Source organism: Saccharopolyspora halophila (assembly GCF_039531955.1).
Classification (GTDB): Bacteria; Actinomycetota; Actinomycetes; order Mycobacteriales; family Pseudonocardiaceae; genus Saccharopolyspora; species Saccharopolyspora halophila.
Genome location: NZ_BAAARA010000008.1, coordinates 224,641 through 244,299, shown reverse-complemented (window position 1 = coordinate 244,299; position 19,659 = coordinate 224,641). Strand labels below are relative to the sequence as shown.

The 19,659-nt window shown below is 66.3% G+C and carries 19 protein-coding genes; 11 read left to right on the top strand and 8 right to left on the bottom strand.

Annotated features, from left to right (window positions below):
• The first annotated feature begins 61 nt into the window (after positions 1-61).
• Together ABD289_RS13695 and ABD289_RS13690 are read left to right on the top strand one after the other, a co-directional pair.
• Entirely contained in the window at positions 62-1,276 is a 1,215-nt protein-coding gene (locus ABD289_RS13695; protein ID WP_344131242.1) for an acetyl-CoA C-acetyltransferase, read from the top strand.
• Between the two features lie 14 nt (positions 1,277-1,290).
• Entirely contained in the window at positions 1,291-3,507 is a 2,217-nt protein-coding gene (locus tag ABD289_RS13690) for a 3-hydroxyacyl-CoA dehydrogenase NAD-binding domain-containing protein (RefSeq protein ID WP_344131239.1), read from the top strand.
• Between the two features lie 66 nt (positions 3,508-3,573).
• Here the strand turns inward: ABD289_RS13690 and ABD289_RS13685 are convergent, their stop codons facing one another.
• The 3 genes from ABD289_RS13685 to ABD289_RS13675 all read right to left on the bottom strand — a co-directional run bounded on the left by ABD289_RS13685 (position 3,574) and on the right by ABD289_RS13675 (position 5,657).
• Entirely contained in the window at positions 3,574-3,822 is a 249-nt protein-coding gene (locus ABD289_RS13685; RefSeq protein ID WP_344131236.1) for a hypothetical protein, read from the bottom strand.
• 239 nt (positions 3,823-4,061) lie between these two features.
• Positions 4,062-4,838 (bottom strand): hypothetical protein, encoded by a 777-nt coding sequence (locus ABD289_RS13680; RefSeq protein WP_344131231.1) that lies wholly within the window; start codon positions 4,836-4,838, stop codon positions 4,062-4,064.
• A gap of 207 nt (positions 4,839-5,045) precedes the next feature.
• On the bottom strand, positions 5,046-5,657 hold the full coding sequence (locus ABD289_RS13675) for a TetR/AcrR family transcriptional regulator (protein ID WP_344131228.1): 612 nt from the start codon (positions 5,655-5,657) through the stop codon (positions 5,046-5,048).
• 83 nt (positions 5,658-5,740) lie between these two features.
• On the opposite strand from ABD289_RS13675, the gene ABD289_RS13670 reads away from it, so the two are divergent.
• From ABD289_RS13670 to ABD289_RS13655, 4 genes are all read left to right on the top strand, one after another.
• Positions 5,741-7,228, top strand: a complete 1,488-nt coding sequence (locus ABD289_RS13670; RefSeq protein WP_344131225.1) for a flavin-containing monooxygenase — start codon at positions 5,741-5,743, stop codon at positions 7,226-7,228.
• A 110-nt stretch (positions 7,229-7,338) separates the two neighbouring features.
• Positions 7,339-8,136 carry a DUF6319 family protein gene (locus ABD289_RS13665; RefSeq protein WP_344131222.1) on the top strand — a complete coding sequence of 266 codons (798 nt, stop codon included), beginning with the start codon at positions 7,339-7,341 and terminating at the stop codon, positions 8,134-8,136.
• A gap of 169 nt (positions 8,137-8,305) precedes the next feature.
• Positions 8,306-9,439: an MFS transporter gene (locus ABD289_RS13660; RefSeq protein ID WP_344131219.1), complete on the top strand. Its 1,134-nt coding sequence runs from the start codon at positions 8,306-8,308 to the stop codon at positions 9,437-9,439.
• A 159-nt stretch (positions 9,440-9,598) separates the two neighbouring features.
• Positions 9,599-10,015, top strand: a complete 417-nt coding sequence (locus ABD289_RS13655; protein ID WP_425564686.1) for a hypothetical protein — start codon at positions 9,599-9,601, stop codon at positions 10,013-10,015.
• Here the strand turns inward: ABD289_RS13655 and ABD289_RS13650 are convergent.
• Positions 10,012-10,392 (bottom strand): hypothetical protein, encoded by a 381-nt coding sequence (locus tag ABD289_RS13650; RefSeq protein WP_344131213.1) that lies wholly within the window; start codon positions 10,390-10,392, stop codon positions 10,012-10,014. The two genes, ABD289_RS13655 and ABD289_RS13650, sit on opposite strands and share 4 nt — an antisense overlap.
• A gap of 324 nt (positions 10,393-10,716) precedes the next feature.
• Here ABD289_RS13650 and ABD289_RS13645 point away from each other — a divergent pair, with 324 nt between their 5' ends.
• The 5 genes from ABD289_RS13645 (at position 10,717) to ABD289_RS13625 (ending at position 16,886) form a co-directional block, all read left to right on the top strand.
• Positions 10,717-12,795 carry a transglycosylase domain-containing protein gene (locus ABD289_RS13645; protein ID WP_344131210.1) on the top strand — a complete coding sequence of 693 codons (2,079 nt, stop codon included), beginning with the start codon at positions 10,717-10,719 and terminating at the stop codon, positions 12,793-12,795.
• 106 nt (positions 12,796-12,901) lie between these two features.
• A complete protein-coding gene (locus ABD289_RS13640; RefSeq protein WP_344131207.1) occupies positions 12,902-13,867 on the top strand; it encodes a CPBP family intramembrane glutamic endopeptidase in 966 nt (321 codons plus the stop codon).
• 76 nt (positions 13,868-13,943) lie between these two features.
• Positions 13,944-15,311 carry a serine hydrolase domain-containing protein gene (locus tag ABD289_RS13635; RefSeq protein WP_344131204.1) on the top strand — a complete coding sequence of 456 codons (1,368 nt, stop codon included), beginning with the start codon at positions 13,944-13,946 and terminating at the stop codon, positions 15,309-15,311.
• Positions 15,312-15,433: 122 nt separating this feature from the next.
• Positions 15,434-15,871, top strand: a complete 438-nt coding sequence (arfB, locus tag ABD289_RS13630) for an alternative ribosome rescue aminoacyl-tRNA hydrolase ArfB (RefSeq protein WP_344131202.1) — start codon at positions 15,434-15,436, stop codon at positions 15,869-15,871.
• A 64-nt stretch (positions 15,872-15,935) separates the two neighbouring features.
• Positions 15,936-16,886: a patatin-like phospholipase family protein gene (locus tag ABD289_RS13625; protein WP_344131199.1), complete on the top strand. Its 951-nt coding sequence runs from the start codon at positions 15,936-15,938 to the stop codon at positions 16,884-16,886.
• On the opposite strand, the gene ABD289_RS13620 is transcribed toward ABD289_RS13625, so the two are convergent.
• The 4 genes from ABD289_RS13620 to ABD289_RS13605 form a co-directional block, all read right to left on the bottom strand.
• The gene (locus ABD289_RS13620) at positions 16,876-17,616 is read right to left on the bottom strand and encodes a hypothetical protein (RefSeq protein WP_344131196.1); all 741 of its coding nucleotides are present in this window, start codon (positions 17,614-17,616) and stop codon (positions 16,876-16,878) included. The two genes, ABD289_RS13625 and ABD289_RS13620, sit on opposite strands and share 11 nt — an antisense overlap.
• Positions 17,617-17,818: 202 nt before the next feature.
• Positions 17,819-18,454, bottom strand: coding sequence for a GTP-binding protein (locus tag ABD289_RS13615; RefSeq protein ID WP_344132046.1), 636 nt, complete (start codon positions 18,452-18,454; stop codon positions 17,819-17,821).
• A gap of 75 nt (positions 18,455-18,529) precedes the next feature.
• Entirely contained in the window at positions 18,530-18,955 is a 426-nt protein-coding gene (locus ABD289_RS13610) for a DUF742 domain-containing protein (RefSeq protein ID WP_344131193.1), read from the bottom strand.
• Positions 18,956-19,208: 253 nt separating this feature from the next.
• Positions 19,209-19,649, bottom strand: coding sequence for a roadblock/LC7 domain-containing protein (locus tag ABD289_RS13605; RefSeq protein WP_344131190.1), 441 nt, complete (start codon positions 19,647-19,649; stop codon positions 19,209-19,211).
• Between the last annotated feature and the right edge of the window lie 10 nt (positions 19,650-19,659).

The following is a 19,659-nucleotide window of genomic DNA, read 5'->3' as shown; positions in this document are numbered from 1 at the left end:
TGACAGCATCGGTGTCACACTCTGAGTGGAGCACCTGCCGCAACGAGGAGGCACGCCACCAATGTCCGAGGCGTTCGTCTACGACGCGATCCGCACGCCGCGGGGTCGCGGGAAGAAATCCGGGTCGCTGCATGGGGTGAAGCCGATCTCCCTGGTCGTAGACCTGATCGAAGAACTGAAGCGGCGTCACCCGCAGCTCGATCCCGCGTTGATCGATGATGTCGTTCTGGGCGTCGTCACGCCCGTTTCCGACCAGGGCGCCGACATCGCCAAGACGGCAGCGCTGGCCGCGGGACTGCCCGACACCGTCAGCGGTGTGCAGCTCAACCGCTTCTGCGCATCTGGGCTGGAAGCGGTGAACGCCGCTTCGCAGAAGGTGCGCTCCGGTTGGGAGGACGCCGTGCTGGCAGGCGGCGTCGAGTCGATGTCGCGCGTGCCGATGGCCACCGACGGCGGTGCTTGGGCGATGGACCCCGAGACCAACTACGAGACGTCGTTCGTGCCCCAGGGCATCGGCGCCGACCTCATCGCCACCCTCGAGGGCTTCGACCGCGCCACCGTCGACGCCTTCGCCGCGGAGTCGCAGACGCGCGCCGCCAAGGCCTGGGCCGATGGGCGCTTCGCCAAGTCGGTGATCCCGGTCCGCGACCGCAACGGCACCGTCGTGCTAGACAGCGACGAGCACGTCCGCGCGGGCACCACTGTCGACGCCCTCGGCGACCTGAAGCCCTCGTTCGCCGATATTGGCGAGATGGGCGGCTTCGACGCGGTCGCGTTGCAGAAGTACCACTGGGTCGAGCAGATCGACCACGTGCACACCCCGGGAAACTCCTCGGGCATCGTCGATGGTGCCGCGCTGGCGCTGATCGGTAGCGAAGGGCTCGGCGAGCGCACCGGTCTCAAGCCGCGCGCCCGCGTCGTTTCGGCCGCGCTGTCCGGCGCCGACCCGACGATCATGCTCACCGGCCCCGGCCCGGCAGTGCGCAAGGCGCTGGACAAGGCCGACATGACCATCGACCAGATCGACCTCGTCGAGATCAACGAGGCCTTCGCAGCGGTGCCGCTGAAGTTCATGAAGGAGTTCGGCCTCAGCCACGACAAGGTCAACGTCAACGGCGGTGCCATCGCGATGGGGCACCCGCTCGGCGCCACCGGCGCGATGATCCTGGGCACTGTCATCGATGAGCTCGAGCGCCGCAACCAGCGCTACGGCCTGGCAACCCTGTGCGTCGGCGGAGGCATGGGTATCGCGACCATCGTCGAACGGATCGGCTGAAGGACACATCTGACATGAGCGAGCAGAACACCATCCGCTGGGAGTCCGACGCCGACGGCATCGTCGTGCTGACGCTGGACGACCCGCAGCAGCAGGCCAACACCATGAACACGCGGTACCAGCGCAGCATGGACGAGATCGTGCAGCGTCTGGAAACCGAACGCGACAACATCACCGGCGTGGTCATCACCTCCGCGAAGAGCACCTTCTTCGCGGGCGGCGATCTGCGCGAACTCATTCAGGCACGCCCGGACGACGCCGAGGCGGTCTCCGAGACCACCACCAACGTCAAGAAGCAGCTGCGCAGGCTGGAAACCCTCGGCAAGCCGGTGGTTGCCGCGCTCAACGGCACCGCGCTGGGCGGTGGCCTGGAGATCGCGCTGGCGTGCCACCGCCGCATCGCGTTGAACAACCCCAAGGCCCGCTTCGGCTTCCCCGAGGTGCAGCTCGGCCTGCTGCCCGGCGCAGGCGGCGTCGTGCGCAGCGTTCGGCTGCTCGGAATCGCAGAGGCCCTGATGGGCGTGCTGCTGCAGGGCCAGCAGCTGCGTCCGGAGAAGGCGCTCAAGACCGGCCTGCTCGACGAGATCGTCGAGACCGAGGAAGAGCTGCTGGCCAAGGCCAAGGAGTGGATCAAGGCGAACCCCGAGGCCGCGCAGCCGTGGGACACCGCCGGGCACAAGATCCCGGGCGGCACGCCGTCCAATCCCAAGTTCGCCGCGAACCTCCCCGCGTTCCCGGCGAATCTGCGCAAGCAGCTCAAGGGCGCTCCGATGCCCGCGCCGCGCAACATCATGGCAGCCGCGGTCGAGGGCAGCCAGGTCGACGTCGACACCGCCCTGCAGATCGAGGGACGCTACTTCGTGGAACTGCTGTGCGGGCAGACCTCGAAGAACATGAGCAAGGCGTTCTTCTTCGACCTGCAGCACATCAACGCCGGCGGTAGCCGCCCGGATGGTCAGCCGGAAACCCGCGCCAACAAGGTCGCGGTGCTCGGCGGGGGCATGATGGGCGCAGGCATCGCCTACGTCTGCGCCAAGGCGGGCATGGAGGTCGTCATCAAGGACGTCTCTCTCGCGAACGCCGAGAAGGGCAAGGACTACTCGAACACGCTGGTGGAGAAGGCCGTTGCGAAGGGCCGATCCACTCAGGAGAAGGGCGACGAGCTGCTGGCTCGCATCACGCCCACCGATCAGGTCGAGCCCCTGCGGGGTTGCGACCTCGTCATCGAGGCCGTCTTCGAGGACCCCAAGATCAAGCACCAGGTGTATGCCGAGATCGAGGACGTCATCGATGACGACGCGCTGATCTGCTCCAACACCTCCACGCTTCCGATCACGGACCTGGCCGAGGGGGTGCGCAGCCGGGAGAACTTCATCGGTCTGCACTTCTTCTCACCCGTCGACAAGATGCCGCTGGTGGAGATCATCTCCGGTGCGGAGACCAGCGACCGCAGCCTGGCCCGCGCCTTCGACGTCGTGCAGCAGATCAAGAAGACGCCGATCGTGGTCAACGACAGCCGCGGCTTCTTCACCAGCCGCGTCATCGGAACTTTCCTCTACGAGGGCGTGGCGATGCTGGCCGAGGGCGTGCATCCGGCCAGCATCGAGCAGGCGGCCTCGCAGGCAGGGTTCCCGGCGCCGGTGCTGCAGCTGTTCGACGAGTTGACGCTGACCCTGCCGCGCAAGATCCGCGACGAGTCCAAGCGAGCGGTGGAAGCGAAAGGCGGCACGTGGGCAGCCCACCCCGCAGAGTCGGTACTGGACCGCATGGTCGATGAGCTCGACCGCAAGGGTCGTTCCAGCGGCGCCGGTTTCTACGAGTACTCGGACGGGAAGCGAACCGGTTTGTGGCCGGGGCTGGCTGAGCAGTTCGGTGCTGCCGACCGGGACCAGTCACAGGTCGACCTCGTCGACCTCAAGGAGCGGATGCTGTTCGTGGAGGCGCTGGAAACGGTCAAATGCCTCGACGAGGACGTGCTCCGGTCGGTGCCGGATGCCAACATCGGCTCGATCATGGGCATCGGTTTTCCGCCGTGGACCGGTGGCGTGGTGCAGTACATGAACGGTTACCCGGGTGGTCTGGCCGGGTTCGTCGCCCGCGCCAACGAGCTTGCCGAGCGCTACGGCGAGCGCTTCCAGCCGCCGCAGTCGCTGGTGGAGCGCGCGGAAAAGGGCGAACCGTTCAACATCGGTGAGCCGGATGCGGGCGTGGTGGACATGACCGCCGCCTGATTTTTCGGGAAACGCAAAAAGCGCCGGGCTCTCGATGGGCCCGGCGCTTTTTCGCTGGCTGAGACTTCAGCCCTGCGGGTGGTCGACCACCGGCGCGTTGACGCAGGACGGGGTCTGCGGCGACAGGATCGGCACCACGGCGCCCAGCACAGCGGCGTTGTTGCCGCACAGCTGCACCGGCACGGCGCTGATGTTGTTGTCGTTGCCGGCGTTGACGCCCTCGTTGTCCGCGCTGTCGGCGAACGCCGGGCCGCCCACGGCGAGCATGGCGGTGGCGACGCCGGCGGCGCCGGCGATACGTGCAGCGGTACGCACTGTGGTTCTCCTTCTGGATGGTGTTTCTCGGTGGGATTGACGAATCCCGTTGCGAGGCAAGGTAAATGTGTTCGTCATTCACGTTGCTTCGCGCGGCAGAGTCTGCGGTACGACGTGAGGCCACGTCGAACTCAAACCCGCGTTTTCGGCCAAGTTCCCACTATGGAGTGACCTGAGGTCCGTTTTGTCCACAAGGGACATTTGGAAATCGTTGTGGGAACGAGGAGCCCGGTGGTCGATCAGTTGGCCAGGGCTTGCCCGACGTGCTTGACCGGAGCGTCGGCCACGCCGCCAACGGCCTTGTCGACCTTGCCCAGCACCGGCGCGTCGGACGCGGCGGGCAGCACATCGCTCGGCTTGGCCAGGGTCACCGGTTCGCCCGAGGTCTGCAGCGGGTTGTTCTCCAGGGTGGGAGCAGCCAGGCCAGCGGGGTCGGCGATCGGCTCGTTCTCGTAGCCCTGCGCCGCGGTCATCTCAACAGCGGTGTCCGCGGCCGAGAAGCCCTCGTGGGCGGGCCCGCGGGGTCCGACCTTGAAGTCCAGCAGGGAAGCCGAGTCGGTGTGCTCGTGCACCACGCCGACGTGCTCGGGCTGGACCGAACCGCTCACGGTGGGGCGGGTCTTGGTCATGTTCGACAGACGCGTGGTCTCGGCGAACACGTGCCCCAGCACGCGGTTCGGCTTACCGGGGGCGAGCAGCTGGCGGCCGTCCTGCAGCTCGCCGGCGGCTCCGTGCGCGGTCTTGGTGATGTCCACCCCGACCTGCTTGATCACGTTCGGCGACTTGGCGCCCAGCTGCGCGTCCACGCAGGGGGCCTTGGTCGGGCTGAACGCGGCCCCTTCCTGCATCTGGCAGGCGTTGGCCGGGGCCTGGGCGTCGATGGTATCCGGAACCGTTGACAGGTCCGGCTTTTGGATGTCGCTGGTTCCCGCCGCATTGGCGGCACCTGCGCCGGCGGTGGCGAAGCCCGCAGCCACGATGGCGACCTTGGCTGTGCGCGTGGTCCAGGAGGGCAAGATTCGTTCTCCTCGAGTCAGAAGTGTTGACACGGCTGACTTCGCATCGGAGACCCTCAACACGATCTTGACCCCACCGCCGAAGATGTGGCACGAACGAGTGAACTCAGCGAGTGGCGCGGCACGGTGATCGCTGGATGGAAGTTCCCATCCGCCGGTTTCCCGCTGCCCGGGGTGACAGAAAGGATCCCATGCTCGGTTCTGGCGCTATAACCCGGCTGCCAGACTCGGGGCGATCAGCGACATCAGGTGTTCGGTGGCCTTCTCGGCGGTGACCTCAGGGCGCTGCTCCCGCCACATGGCCAGGCGTTCGCAGGCGCCGATGATCGATTCGGCGAACGCTTCGAGCTGCTGGTCGTCGAGGTCGGTGCGGATGTTGCCCAGCAGCCCTGCGGTGAAGTCGCGCTGCTGGACGCGGATGGCCTCCAGCTCGGTGTTGATCGAGGCGTTGGGGATCGAGAACTCGTTGCGCAGCAGTGCCCAAGCCTGCCCGTGCTCGTCGCTGAACTTGAAGAAGGCCAGCAGGCAGTCGAAGAGCAGCTGTTCGGGGCCTTCGGCAGCGGCGGCCGCCAGGTTGGTCGACTCCAGTAGCTCGCGCTTGGCGCGCTGCAGGCAGGCCAGCAGCAGGCCCTCCTTGGAGCCGAAGTACTCGTAGAGCATCGGCTTGGACAAGCCCACTTCCGCAGCGACTTCGTCCATCGACGTCATCTGGTAGCCCTCGTTCGCGAACACGCGTTCGGCCACGGCCAGGATCTGCTTCTCCCGCTCGGCGCGGGACATGCGTTTACGTGCGCGCTCGGGTGCCTGCGGGCTGTTCACGAACTCAACCCTACCGCAAGTAACCTACTCGTAGTAGCCTACTTGGCAGTAGCTCACTGTGCCGGTGTCCAAGGAGGGGCCTGATGGTGCAACCGCAGTCGTCTGACCAGCGTCGATACGAGACCTCGGTGGTCATTGTCGGAACCGGCTTCTCCGGGCTCGGCATGGCGATCAAGCTCAAGCAGGCCGGTATCGAGGACTTCATCGTGCTGGAGAAGTCCGCTGATCTGGGTGGCACCTGGCGGGACAACACCTACCCGGGGTGTGCCTGCGACGTGCCCTCGTTGATGTACTCGTTCTCGTTCGAGCAGAACCCGAACTGGTCGCGGATGTTCGCCGAGCAGGGTGAGATCAGCGAGTACCTGCAGCGCTGCGCCGACAAGTACGAGGTCCGCGATCACATCCACTACGGGGTGGAGTTCACCGGAGCCGAGTACGACGAGAACTCCAAGACCTGGACGGTCGCCACCGGCGATGGCACCGAGTACGTCGGCCGCGCCCTGGTGTCGGGCGTGGGCGCGCTGCACCTGCCCATGTATCCCGAGCTAGCGGGGATGGAGGATTTCAAGGGCGAGGTCTTCCACTCCGCGGAGTGGAACCACGACTACGACCTGCGCGGCAAGCGCGTCGCCGTGGTCGGGACCGGCGCCAGCGCGATCCAGTTCGTGCCCAAGGTCGCCGAACAGGTCGATCAGCTGCACCTGTTCCAGCGGACCCCTCCGTGGATCCAGCCCAAGCCCGACGGCGCGATTCCCGAGGCGCTGAAGAAGGTCTTCCGCCGTGTCCCGCTGGTTCAGCGCACTGCGCGAGCCGCGCTCTACTGGGTGCTGGAGGCCCGGTACTTCGCGGTGTTCAACAAGCGCTTCGGCAGGATCGCCGAAGCGATGTCCAAGCGCTACATCCGCAAGACCATCAAGGACCCGAAGCTGCGCGAGGCGGTCACCCCGGACTACGCGATGGGGTGCAAGCGCATCCTGCTGTCCAACGACTACTACCCGGCGCTGACGCGGTCCAACGTGGATGTCATCACCAGCGGTGTGGCCGAGGTGAAGGAGAACTCGGTGGTCACCGGCGACGGCCGGGAGCACGGGGTCGACGCCATCATCTACGGCACCGGCTTCCACGTCACCGACGCCTACAGCCACCTGTCGATCATCGGTCGGGATGGTCGCAAGCTGCAGGACGAGTGGCGGGACGGCATGTTCGCCCACCTGGGCATCACGGTCTCCGGGTACCCAAACCTGTTCTTCCTGCTCGGCCCGAACACCGGTCTCGGGCACAACTCCGTGGTGTTCATGATCGAGTCGCAGCTCAACTACGTGTTGGACTGCATCAAGCCGATCGTGAAGGGCAAGGTCGGGCAGGTCGACGTGCGCAAGTCCGCCCAGGACAAGTTCCTCGACGAGATCCACTCCTCGTTGGAGGGGGAGGTCTGGTCGGCCGGCGGTTGCCGCAGCTGGTACCTCGACCAGAACGGCGTGAACCGGACGTTGTGGCCGGGATTCACGTGGAAGTACTGGATGCGCACCAAGAAAGTCGATCTCGCGGAGTACGAAGTCACGGCGCGGTGAAGGGCGAATCGCCGGAAACCCCGTTGTAGCTTCGCACGGGCGTTCGATATAGTGATCTGGTCACTGTCGAGCAGTCCCATTTTTGGGCCCACCCGAGTTTAGGGGCGGCGATGTCTCCGCTGTCGTCGGACGACTTGCACGCGATCCGCGAGGAGTTGAACGCGGGAACCACGCCGGTCGTGTGGTTCACCGGGTCCGCCGTGGGGGTCCCAGAAGGGCGCTCCGGCAAGGTGATCGCGCTCAACGAGCCTGCCGAAGGTGACTTCATCCAGGTTCGTCCGGCCAGTTCCAAAGACGTGCTGTCCTTTTCGGTCGCAGAGCTCACCCGGGTCAAACCGGCGCGCAAGAAGTCCGCGCCGGATCCGGCGCCCGCCAAGGCGTCGACGAAGGCCCGCGCCGACAAGCCCGCTCCGGAAGCAGCAAAGCCCGCTTCCGGAGCGGCTTCGGCCCCGTCGACGGTTCCCGCGGCCAAGTCCCAGACGGCTGCCGCGGCCAAGTCCCAGACGGCTGCCGCGGCGAAGTCGCAGTCGGCTGCCGCCGCGAAGTCCCAGACGGAAACCACGGCCAAGCCCGCTTCGAAACCGGCGTCCAAACCGTCCGAGGCCGGTGCGACGCGCAGCAAGTCGCGGCAGTCGAAGCCCGCGGTCAACGGCGCGACTGTGACGCTGACCGCCGATTCGGACGGGCAGTGGAGCGTCGAGGTCAGCACGCCGAGAAAGCGCGTGGTCAAGCCGACCCAGGTCTCGGCCAACGCCGTGCAGCAGGCGGCCCGGTTGCTGCACGAGGACGTTTCGGCAGCCGTCGAGCCGGTGATCGAAGCGGCGCGCGAACAGCACCGCGCCAGGGTCGAAGCACTGCGCGCCGAGCTGGAAGCCGCACAAGCGGCGCTGGAAGAGCTGGACGACTGACCCCTCGGAACATCGCACCGCCGCGCGGCGCGGCGGCTCAGGTGTCCGAGCTGAGCATGGGAACCTTTCTGGCACATCGACCGCCGCCGCACCTCGGTGACCCCGCTCTGCTCGGTGCGGAGTTCGCGCGGAATGGACACGGGTAGCTGCCACCGCTTATCAAGAACGCGTGCGAACACCCATCGATCCCGCCACTCCACTACGCAGTCGCTCGCTGCGGTTCCTATTGGCCGCGACGGTCGGTGGGTTCTCCGGGTATGCGCTGCTGCTTCCAGTGGTGCCGCTCTGGGCGGTGGCCGGGGGAGCGGGCGAGACCGCCGCGGGTGCGACCAACGCTGTGTTCATGCTGGTCACGGTTATTACCCAGCTCGCTATGCCGTGGATGCTCCAGCGCGTCGACATCAGGGCGCTCTTCGCCGCGGGCACGATGCTGATCGGGGCGCCGACGCCGCTGTACGCGCTCTCGGCCGAGCTGTGGCCGTTGCTCGGTGTCTCGGCGCTGCGGGGTATCGGGTTCGGGCTCCTGACCGTCACCGGGTCCGCGTTGGTCGCCGAGCTCGTTCCGGTGGCGCAGCGGGGGCGTGCGGCGGGGCTGTACGGCTTGGCCATCGGGCTGCCGAACGTGCTCCTGCTTCCCGCAGGTGTGTGGCTGAGCGAGCACGTCGGGTTCGTGCCGCTGTTCTGGGTGGCCGGGGTGCTGCCGGTGGCTTCCGCTTCGTCGGTGTTTTGGATCGAACGGGTCAGAGTCGGTGGCCGCGAGCACGGCGAGGGCCTGTCCGGGCTAACGGCCCTGTTGCCGTCCTGGACGGTCATGGTCGTCGCGACCGCTTCGGCCGGTGGGCTCACGGCGTTCCTGTCGATGGCCATTGACCAGACCTTGGCCTCGGTGGCGCTGCTGGCGTTCGGTGCTACGGGAATGCTCGGCCGATGGGCCGCGGGTCGCCTCGGGGACCGCTTCGGTCAACTCCGCGTCCTGGCACCGTCGATCATCATCGGGGCTGTCGGTTTCGGGTTGCTGTCGGTGGCGGCGGGCCTGGCCGAGCCGGTGGCCTTGGCGGGCGCGGCGCTGTTCGGCGCGGGCTTCGGCGCAGTGCAGAACACCACCCTGGTGCTGATGCTCGAGCGAACCAGCTCGGGTTCGGCCAGCACGGCCTGGAACATCGCCTTCGACGGCGGTCAGGGGATCGGCGCGATCGGGTTCGGAGCGCTCGTTTCCACCACCGGATTCTCGGCGACGTTCGCGGTCACGGCGGTGCTAATCGTGGTCAGCCGCCTGGCGCTGGGTGTGCGGAGGCAGTGCTGAGCAAGGGAACCTCTCTGTCACCAAGGATCGAGCGCGCCTGTGTCCTTGGGCACGTGCCGATCACCGCTGGTGGCTCTCGGGAGCAAGCCGACCTTGATCGGCAAGCCGGGCTAGGTGCCGACCGGCCGGTGCTCCGCGAAGGCACCTAGAATCGACGACGTGTTACGCGGCCTGTTGACGCCACGTTGGCTGCTTTTGCATCTGCTGTTCATCGTGGCCACGATCGCCACCGGCTTCTTCGCCGTGTGGCAGTGGGATCGCGCGCACGAAGCCGGTGGAAGTTTCCAGAACCTCGGCTACGCGCTGCAGTGGCCACTGTTCGGTGCCTTCACGATCTTCCTGTGGATCCGGATCGCCCGCATGGATCTAGAAGGCCGGGCTGAAGAGGGCACCGCTGCCACGGAGGCGAGCGAGGAGGACCAGCCCGGCGAGGCGCCGGAGGAGGAGATCGCGCGGACGCGACGCAGGCGCCCGTTGGTGCCACCGCCGGCGCCCCGCGTCGATCCCGATGAAGATCCCGAGCTCGCCGAGTACAACCGGTACCTGGCCGAGCTCAACAAGGCTGAGGAACGTTAGTTGAACGTGATGCCGCCGTTGATCTCGCGGGTCTGAACCAGGTTCGTCGCCTGCCCGTGATTGATGTTCACGACATTGTCACTGGTCACGATCTCGTTGTGCACTGCCTGGCCCTCGTGACGCAGCTGTTCGGCGAACTCGGCGTCCTCGGTGCAGACCCGGTCGAGGCGTTCGGCCAGCGCAGCGATCTGTTCCTCCCCCGACTCGGGCTGCTCGGCGGCTTCCAAGGCGGCCTGCGTCTGCGGATCCTGCTCTGACCTGCGACGCACCAGCTCGCGGACCTTTTCCAATGCGGCCTTGCCGGTCATTCCCAGGGCGGCTGCGGCCTGCCCGCCCAGGGCGGTGGCCAGTGAATCCAGGAACGGGTCGCCGGTCATGTGTCCTCCGCGGTCCGGGGCGATGGATGGGAACCTTCCTGGCGTCTGAGTGTAGTCAGTCGATCGCCTGTGCGTGGCCGAAACGACTTCGCGGTCCTCGGTGGCGCGCGGCCGTCGTACTGGCGGCATGTGATATCAACGCAGTGGCTGACGACTAAACGGAACAAGGGCGATCTGCTTCGTTTGGTCTGATTCGGTGGCTTTTTCCGGTCGGTTGGATCGGTGCGCCGGGGCGTGGGTTCTCTCCTGGTCCCGCGTCGGTGGTCGGGTCTTGCGGACACTTTGGTGATAGGGGCTGGCGTGCGCAGCGGCGTGCTGTTGAAAATGTTCGGATTGTGCGTCCTGGCCGGCGTGCTGGTCGCGGCGCTGCTTCTGCCGGCGGCGACCGGTTCCGGGGCGGTGATCAATCAGTCGTCGGACGCCATCGACCGGATGTCGACCTCGCTCGCCAAGCGCGATATGCCCCTCGTGTCCACGGTCACCGACCGCAACGGGAAGCCGATCGCGCACTTCTTCGACCAGTACCGGGTCGAGACAAAGCCCGGGGAGATCTCGGACAGCATGCGTGCCGCGATCACGGCGGTCGAGGACAAGCGGTTCTGGCATCACCAGGGCGTTGACTGGCAGGGCACGATGCGCGCGCTGGCCAAGAACATCGCCAGCGGCGAGACCGCGCAGGGTGCCTCGACGATCACCCAGCAGTACGTGAAGAACTACTTGGTGCACGTCACGGCGCGCAACGCCATGGAAGCCCAGAAGGCCAAGGAGACGACGGTCGCGCGCAAGCTTCGCGAGGCCAAGCTGGCCGTTGAGCTCGAGCGCACCATGAGCAAGGAAGAGATCCTCACCGGGTATCTCAACGTGGTGCCGTTCGGCAACCAGACCTTCGGTGTCGGTGCTGCTGCTCAGACGTACTTCGACACGACACCGGACAAGCTCGACATCGCCCAGTCCGCCCTGCTGGCCGCGATCGTCAACCAGCCGGGTGCGCTCAACCCCGAGACCAACCCAGCCGATGCGATGGCGCGGCGCAACCTGGTCATCGACCTGATGGCGGACCCGCACAACGACATGCGCATCACCAAGGAGGACGCGGAGCGGGCGAAGAAGAAGCCGCTCGGCGTGGTCTCACCACTGGGGCGTCCGCCGAACGGCTGTGTCGGCACCGGCAACAGCGAGACCGACGGATTCTTCTGCACCTACGTCGAGAACTACCTCGAACGCCACGGCGTGGACGAGAAGACGCTGAAGACGGGCGGCTACACGATCCGCACGACGCTGGATCGCGAGGCTTCCGACGCGGCGAAGCAAGCGGCCGAGAGGTACGTGCCCACGCAGACCGAGGGCATCGCCAACGCCATGGCGATCGTGGAGCCGGGCCATGAAAAGCACAAGGTCCGTGCGTTGGCGGCCAACCGCGACTTCGGAAACGACGCGAGCAAGGGTCAGACCGCCTACGACATCGTGAGCCGGACGGTGCCTTTTGGCGCCGGTTCGATCTACAAGGTCTTCACCTCGGCGGTCGCTCTCGAACAGGGCATGAGCATCTACGACACCGTCGACGTGCCCGCCAGCTACACCTCGCGCGTTTACAAGAACAATCAGACGCCCTACACGGTGCGCAACGCCGAAGGCGTGGATCCGGGGCCGAGGACGTTGCAGATGGCGCTCGCGACCTCGCCGAACACCGCTTTCGTGAAGCTGCAAGAGCAGGTCGGGCTTAACAACGTCGTCGACATGGCCGCCAAGCTCGGACTGCGGGCGACCATGAACCGCTTCAACATGAAGGGTGGCTTGGTCGGCGAAGACGGGTCCAACGGTCCAACGATCGCGGAGTACGTCAAGCAGAGAAACATCGGCGGGTTCACCCTCGGCTTCACGCCCACCAACGTCCTTGAACTCTCCAACGTCGGCGCCACGATCATGAGCGACGGTGTGTTCTGCCCGCCGTCGCCGATCGAGCAGGTCACCGACCGCAACGGCAATCCGGTTCCGATCAACGAAGCGGGCTGTGATCAGGCCGTGTCGCCCGAGGTCGCGCACCAGCTCGCGCAGGGCATGGGCAAGGACCACACCGAGGGCACCTCGCGCGCTGCGGCGAAGGCCGCCGGATGGAACCGGCCGATGATCGGTAAGACGGGTACGACCAGCGCGCACCAGTCCGCGGCGTTGCTTGGCGCGACCCCGCAGATGGCAGGCGCGGTGCTGACCTACGCGGACGGTCGTAACCCGGAGGGAATCTGCGATGCCGGTGGCGACAACCCGCCGTACCTGTGCGGCAGCAACGGCAACATCTACGGAGGTAAGGTTCCAGCTCGAACCTGGTTCGACGCCATGATGAAGATTCATGACGGTCTGCCAGTGGCCCCGTTGCCGGGGCCGGCGCCTCCGCCGGGCGGATAAGTCATCAGCGAGGGAACCTTCCTGCCATTTGATGGCGGGGAGGTTCCTTTGCTTTTCGTGCTTGGATGCTTAGCTTCCTTTCAGGAAGCGTTGGCAAAATGCTGGCGTGGCTTCCCAGCAAGATCGAGTGGATGTTCGCGGAACGGTCTGGTTCGTCGCGATCGCCATTGGCCCGGCGTGGTTGCTATCGGTGCCGATGTTCATCACCGGTGAAGGGCTGTCATGGTCGGGGGCTCCTTTTGCGCTGACCGCGATGATGCTCATGCCCGCGGTTGCGGCGCTGGTGGTCAACAAGTGGATCAGCCCCAGTCCGAAACCGCTGCGCGCCACTGGTCTCACCAACCCCGGCGGCATCAAGAAGTGGTGGCACTACGCGCTTCTTGCCTGGTTCGGCCCGCCGATCGCGGCGATGCTGGCGCTCGCCGTCGGTTACATGCTCGGCGTTTACCACGCGGATTGGACCGGCCTTTCCGGCCTGGCCGAACGATCGGCGCCCGAGATCGTTGGGCAGCCCGAGTCGCAGACCGTTCCCACGTCGCTGGCGCTGACGCAGATCGGCCAGATCTTTCTCATGGGTTGGGTGCACGCCGTGCCCGCACTCGGCGAAGAGCTGGGGTGGCGCGGTTATTTGACCAAGGCGCTGCTGCCTCTCGGGCAGCCCGGGGCGTTCCTGACCACCGGCGCGTTGTGGGGACTGTGGCACGCGCCGATCCTGATCCTCGGCTACAACTATCCGAGCGTGCCGATCGTGGTCGCCTTCATCATGATGATCTGCTTCTGCGTTCTGGTCGGCACACTGCTGAGCTGGCTCCGGTTGGCCTCGGGCAGTGTGTGGCCTGCGGCGATCGCGCACGGCTTTCTCAACGCCGCAGCCGCGCTCGGCGGGATTTTCAGTGCGGCCGGACACCCGGTCAACAACGTCCACGTGGGGCTTCTCGGTTGGAGCGGTTGGATCGTGCTCGTCCTGCTGATCTTGGTGCTGATGCTGGTGGGCAAGCTGCCGGTGAAACTACCCGCGGCACCGAAGGCGGGGATCAGCAAAGGGGTGAGCCGGTTGAGCCGCAAAGGGTGAGAGAAAGGTTCCCTCCCACCACGGCCAGCGGGTCGGAGACCACAAGATCGCCCCGGCGGCGTGAAAGCATGTGGCCATGGTGACTAGTCTGCTGCCCTCCACTCAGCGCGCCCTGTTGCGGCGCCTGGCCGTGGAGCAGAGCGAGAACCGGGTCCCTTCGCTCATCGCTGGGCTGGTGCGTGATGGTGAGACGATCTGGGTGGATTCCCGGGGCAAGGTCGGTGACGAACCGGCTACGACGGACACCCAGTACCGGGTCGGGTCGATCACGAAGACCTTCGTCGCGGTGCTGGTGATGCGGATGCGCGATGAAGGTCTGCTGGATCTCGCCGAGCCGCTCGACCGATTCATCCCGGGAACCTCGATCGGCGACCGCAGCATCGGGTCGTTGCTGTCGCAGTCCAGTGGTCTGACCGCGGAGCCTGCCGGGCAGTGGTGGGAGCGCACCCCGGGCGGAAGCGCGGAGGAGCTGCTGTCCGGCATTGACGACTCCGCGCTGCGTCCCACGCCCCGGCACGGCTTCCACTACTCGAACGTGGGCTTCGGGGTGCTCGGTGAGCTTGTCGCGCGCATCCGCGGTGTGCCCTGGTACGAAGCGATGCAGCGCGAGATCCTCGACCCTCTGGGCATGAAGCGCACGACTCTGAGTCCCGTGGCTCCGCACGCGGACGGCTATGGCGTGCACCCGTGGGCGGATGTCCTGCTGCCCGAGCCCGCCGAGGACGCCGGTGCGATGGCACCCGCGGGACAGCTGTGGTCGACCTTCGACGACATGGCCCGCTGGGCGAAGTTCATCGGTGGCGACACCGGCGAGGTGTTGCACCCGGACACCGTCTTGGAGATGCGACTTCCCGGTTCGGTGGACGACGGCCCGCAGTGGCGTGGCGGATACGGCTTGGGGCTGCAGCTGTTGCGCCACAACAATCGCCGCTTGGCCGGTCACACCGGTTCGATGCCGGGCTTCCTGTCCACGCTCTGGACCGATCCAGAAGAGTCAACGAGCGCAATCTTCATGGCCAACACCACCGCAGGGGTCAACGGCACGTTGCTCACCGACCTGCTCGACACGCTCGGTGAACTCGAACCGCGAATTCCGGAGACCTGGCTGCCCAGCCCCGATGTAGATATGACACTGCTCGAGCTCACCGGTGAGTGGTACTGGGGGCCGTCGCCGTACGTGCTCAAGGTGCGCAGCAACGGGTTGCTCGATCTCGTGCCCGGGCATGGGCGGCGTGGCCGAGCGTCCCGGTTCAAGCCCAACGGTGACGGCACTTGGACCGGCCTCGACGGCTATCACTCGGGCGAGATCCTGCGGATCGGGCGCGACACCGACGGGACGCCGACCTATCTGGATCTGAACACGTTCATCTTCACCCGCACGCCGTATGCCGCGGATGCTCCTGTGCCAGGGGGCGTGGCTGGTTGGCGTCCGGCCGGTAGCTGAGGTCGTGACCTGGGCAAGGGAGCCTTTCTCGCAGCATTGCGCACCGCCACCTTGCCCAGGCCCTGCTCCCGAGCGAACAAATCCGCTGGGGTCCGCCGGTGGGCGTGCGGCATGCTGGCGGCATGGGCACCGCCGATTTGTCGATCACCGGGAGCTGGAGCATTCTGGAAAGTGAGCTCTCCGAGCGTTTCTCCAGGTCATCCGGTCCTGGTGGGCAGGGGGTCAACACCACAGACTCCCGTGTCGAGCTTTCCTTCGACCTGGCCGGGGCAGCATCGGTTCCCGAGCAGCTGCGCGCCCGTGCGCTGGAACGTCTGCAGTCCCGCCTGGTCGGTGGTGTGCTCACGATCGCGGCCTCGGAATACCGCTCGCAGCTGGCCAACAGGCAGGCCGCGCGAGAACGGCTCGCGGAGGTGCTGGCCAAGGCCGTCGCGCCGCCCGGGCCGAAGCGTCGCCCCACCAAGCCCACGAAGGGTTCGCAGCGCCGACGCCTGGCGGGCAAGAAACGTCGCTCCGAGGTCAAGAAACATCGTCGCCGCGGCGACCCCGGTGATGCCTGAGCTGCGTTGACTCCATTCATCGCTAGTCTTCCTGCTAAAGGCAAGCGCAGAAGGGACATATGCGATGCGTACCGCATGGGTCTTGCCAGGCGGATCCACGTTCGGCGCGATCCAGGCAGGCCTGGCTTCGGCGCTCTTCGAGGCCGGGGTCGAGCCGGATCTGCTCGTGGGCACTTCCGCCGGCTCGCTCAACTCCGCATGGCTCGCGGGCAACCCCACCGCGAGTGGAGCGGCGAAGCTGCGCGAGTTGTGGATGTCGATGCGTCGGTCGGATGTCTTCCCGATCCAGCCGAGCAGGATGCTCGCGGGAAAGCTCGGACTGTCCAACCACGTGATGGGCAATCACGGGTTGGCTCGCTGGCTGTTCAACAACCTGCCTTTTCGGCGCCTGCAGGACGCCAAAGTCCCGGTGACAGTAACCGCCACGGATCTCGACACCGGTGACGCCGTGTATTTCGAAAGTGGTCCCGCACTGCCACCGTTGGTGGCCTCGTGCTCGATTCCCGGGATGTTCCCACCTGTTCAAGTCGGGGATCGCTGGCTCGTCGACGGTGGGCCTGCTGCGTTCATGCCGATCAGTCGTGCGGTTGAGCAGGGTGCGGAACGCGTGTTCGTACTGCCCTGCGGGGGCACCGAACCGTTCGACATCGATAGCGCGGGCAGGCGGCGAGGCGTCGGATCGATCGCTACCTGGCCACCGCCGAAGACCCCGCCGCGCTCCGTGGGCGCCGTCAACGGGTCCGCGCTCGGTGCCGCGATGGTCTCGGCCGCACGCCTGGACATGCAGCTCAACTCGTCGCGTTGCGAGCTCTACGTACTTCCCGCTCCTTCCATCGCGGGCCTTTCGCCCTATTCCTTCGCGCACTCCGGCGCACTGATCGACAACTCGTGGCAGATAGCCCGCCAGTGGTACCCGAACGCCCGCCCGGTTCCCGACGGGGCTGTCGACATCACTGGAAAGCCGGTAGACAGCGGCAAGTTCGGGGTCAACGACACTGCTCCGGCTACGTCCTGACGAGAGATCTGGGCAAGAACCGGTGCAGGAACGTCTCCCGGAGAGTTCTGCCCAAGCTGCCGATAGGGCTGGGTGGAGCAGGTGAGGGGTCGTGGGCCCCTTCGTGGACTCGAACGGGCAACACACGTGGTGTCTCGAGCTCGCCGCGGTGCCTTCGCAAGATCGCGCGCGGGACCGCGGTTCCGCGACGGCTTCCCGAATTCATCTCGGTGACGAGATCGCGGAACCCGCAGCAGTTCTCCTCGCGGATGGCTTCGAACAGCAGCCGCTTGGCCAGTGCGGTCCTCAGCCAGGACCGTGCGCCGTCCATGACGGCGCGGACGGGCGGGGCCACGGGAATGCCGTCGACCATCACCGGTTTGGGTAGACGAGTGGTGCGCTCGAACCTGGTCCCGGCATAGCTCTGGATCTTCCGGCTGTGCGGTATGAGCACGTGAATTTCGGCGTCATCGGGAGGCGATTTCAAGCCGTGCAGCTTCGCGGCGTGCAGGCCGGTGACCATCGCCCCTGGCCCGGCGCGCAGCAGCGCGGCATCGATGCGATCTCGAATGGTTGGCTGACCTGCGGCGACGAGGACGATTCCCGGAGCGAGCCGGGTCCACGGGCCATCCGCCCGGGCCCACCGGTAAGACTTGGACTGACTGATGCCGTGCTTCTCGAGCTCGGCCACGCGGTAGACGCGGCGCGGGAACGCCAGGACGGCGGCTTTTGCGGTCGTTGTCTTTGGCATGCACCGCACTATCCGGATTTTTTGCCGGGAACACGGTATTTCGGCCTGAAATGGGGTGCGCTCGCGTGTCGTGGACTCGCGATGGAACGGGGTGGCGGTGAGCTTGGGAACCTCTCTCGCAAATCACAAGGGCCAAGCCCACCGCCACGAGCCGACGCGGGCGGGGGAGTGGAAACCCGCGTCGGTTGCGTGACCGACCGGGTCAGCGAGTCGCTGAGAGATTGCTCTGCTGCTGCGCGGGCGCGTGCCGCATCCACCACTGCATCGCGTACTCCACCAGCCGGATCAGCGATTGCTTGGTGGACTCGCGATTGCGGGCATCGCAGGTCACGATCGGTACCTCGTCGGGGATGGCCATGGCTTCCCGAACCTCCTGCACGCGGTGGTACAGAGTTCCGTCGAAGCAGTTCAGCCCCACGATGTAGGGGAGCTTGCGGTCCTCGAAGAAATCGATCGCCGAAAAGCAGTCGGCAAGCCGACGGGTGTCGACCAGCACAACCGCGCCGATGGCGCCACGCACCAGGTCATCCCACATGAACCAGAACCGGTGCTGACCGGGAGTGCCGAACAAGTACAGGATCAGGTCTTGGTCCAGCGACAGTCGGCCGAAATCCATGGCCACCGTCGTGGTGGTCTTGTCGGGGGTTTTGCGCACGTCGTCGACTTCGGAGCTGGCCTCGGTCATCACCGCTTCGGTCGTCAGAGGCATGATCTCCGACACGGAGCCGACGAAAGTCGTTTTCCCTGCACCGAAACCACCCGCGACGACGATCTTCGCCGAGGTCGTGGCCGGCGGCTGGTGCGCGTCCGCCGGTGGCGGTTGCGTATCAGGTTTCAATTTGCCCACTCATTCCTCGAATAAGGCTGTGAGTCCGCGTCTCGTGCGCTGCCTGGTGACACGCGCTGGCGACGGTCAAAGCCGACGAAGTCCACTCAGAACTCGCTCCATCAACAAAAAGTGCGACGAGCTGCTGCTATCGCTCACGGTGTCGTGCACGGTGAGCAAACCCAGCTCGGCCATGTCGCTGACCAGCACCTTCGCCACGCCGAGCGGAACCCCCAGCAGCGCGCCGACCTCAGCCACCGAACGCGGGTGTTTGCAGATCTCGGCGATGGTGTGGTGCTCGGTGCGCAGCAGGCGGTCGGGCCGAAACATCTCGCTGACCGAGACCAGGGTCTCTAGCTCCAGCTCTTGGTTCGACCGCGTGCGCCCACCCGTCCACGCGTACGGCCGGATGTAGGCCGCTTGCTGGTCGTCGGTGTCGTACTCGGCCCGTGGTTGGCCGGAGTCGGCGGCGTTGTCGGTTGCCCCGGCCCCATCCGCAGCGCCGGTCGTCACCTTTGGCCAGGACTCTGCCGCCGGCGGCGCCGCTTGCTCATCGTGACCGGCTTCAGTCCGGGAGGGCTGTGGTGACTGCGCTGCGTCATGCGGTCCGGGGTCCTCCTGCGCACGTTTCCGGCGTCGACCACGACGGCGGCCGCTGTCCAGGGTGAATCGGGCGAAGACCTCCGCGACACCGTCGCCGTCGGCATGGGGGTCGTCGGGACGCCGGTGCTGCCCAGTTGGATCCGGACCTGTGCTCATCGTGTCCTCACACCGTTTGCCCAGTCATCACGTGAGAGGTTCCCTGCAGCTGGGAACGCAACTCCGGGGTAAGGATCTGCCCGACTCGCTCCACGAGAAGGGCCATCTCGTATGCGATGAGCCCCATGTCGCAGTGCGGTGCCGCCAATACCGTCAAGCACGAACCGTCGCTGATGGCCATCTGGAGCATCAGGCCGCGATCCATCTCCACAACGGTCTCGGTGACCGTCCCCGCTTCGAAGCACCGAGCGGCGCCTTGCGTGAGGCTCAACAGCCCCGACGCGACGGCGGCGAGCTGATCGGCCCGGTCGGTCGGCAATTTCGCCGATGCGGTCAGCAACAGACCGTCCGCCGAGACCACGACGGCGTGCGCCACACCGGGGACTCGCTCGGTGAATTCCGTGACGAGCCAACCGAACTGGCTCGGCTGGGCGTTCTGGGCGTTCATGGCGCCTCCT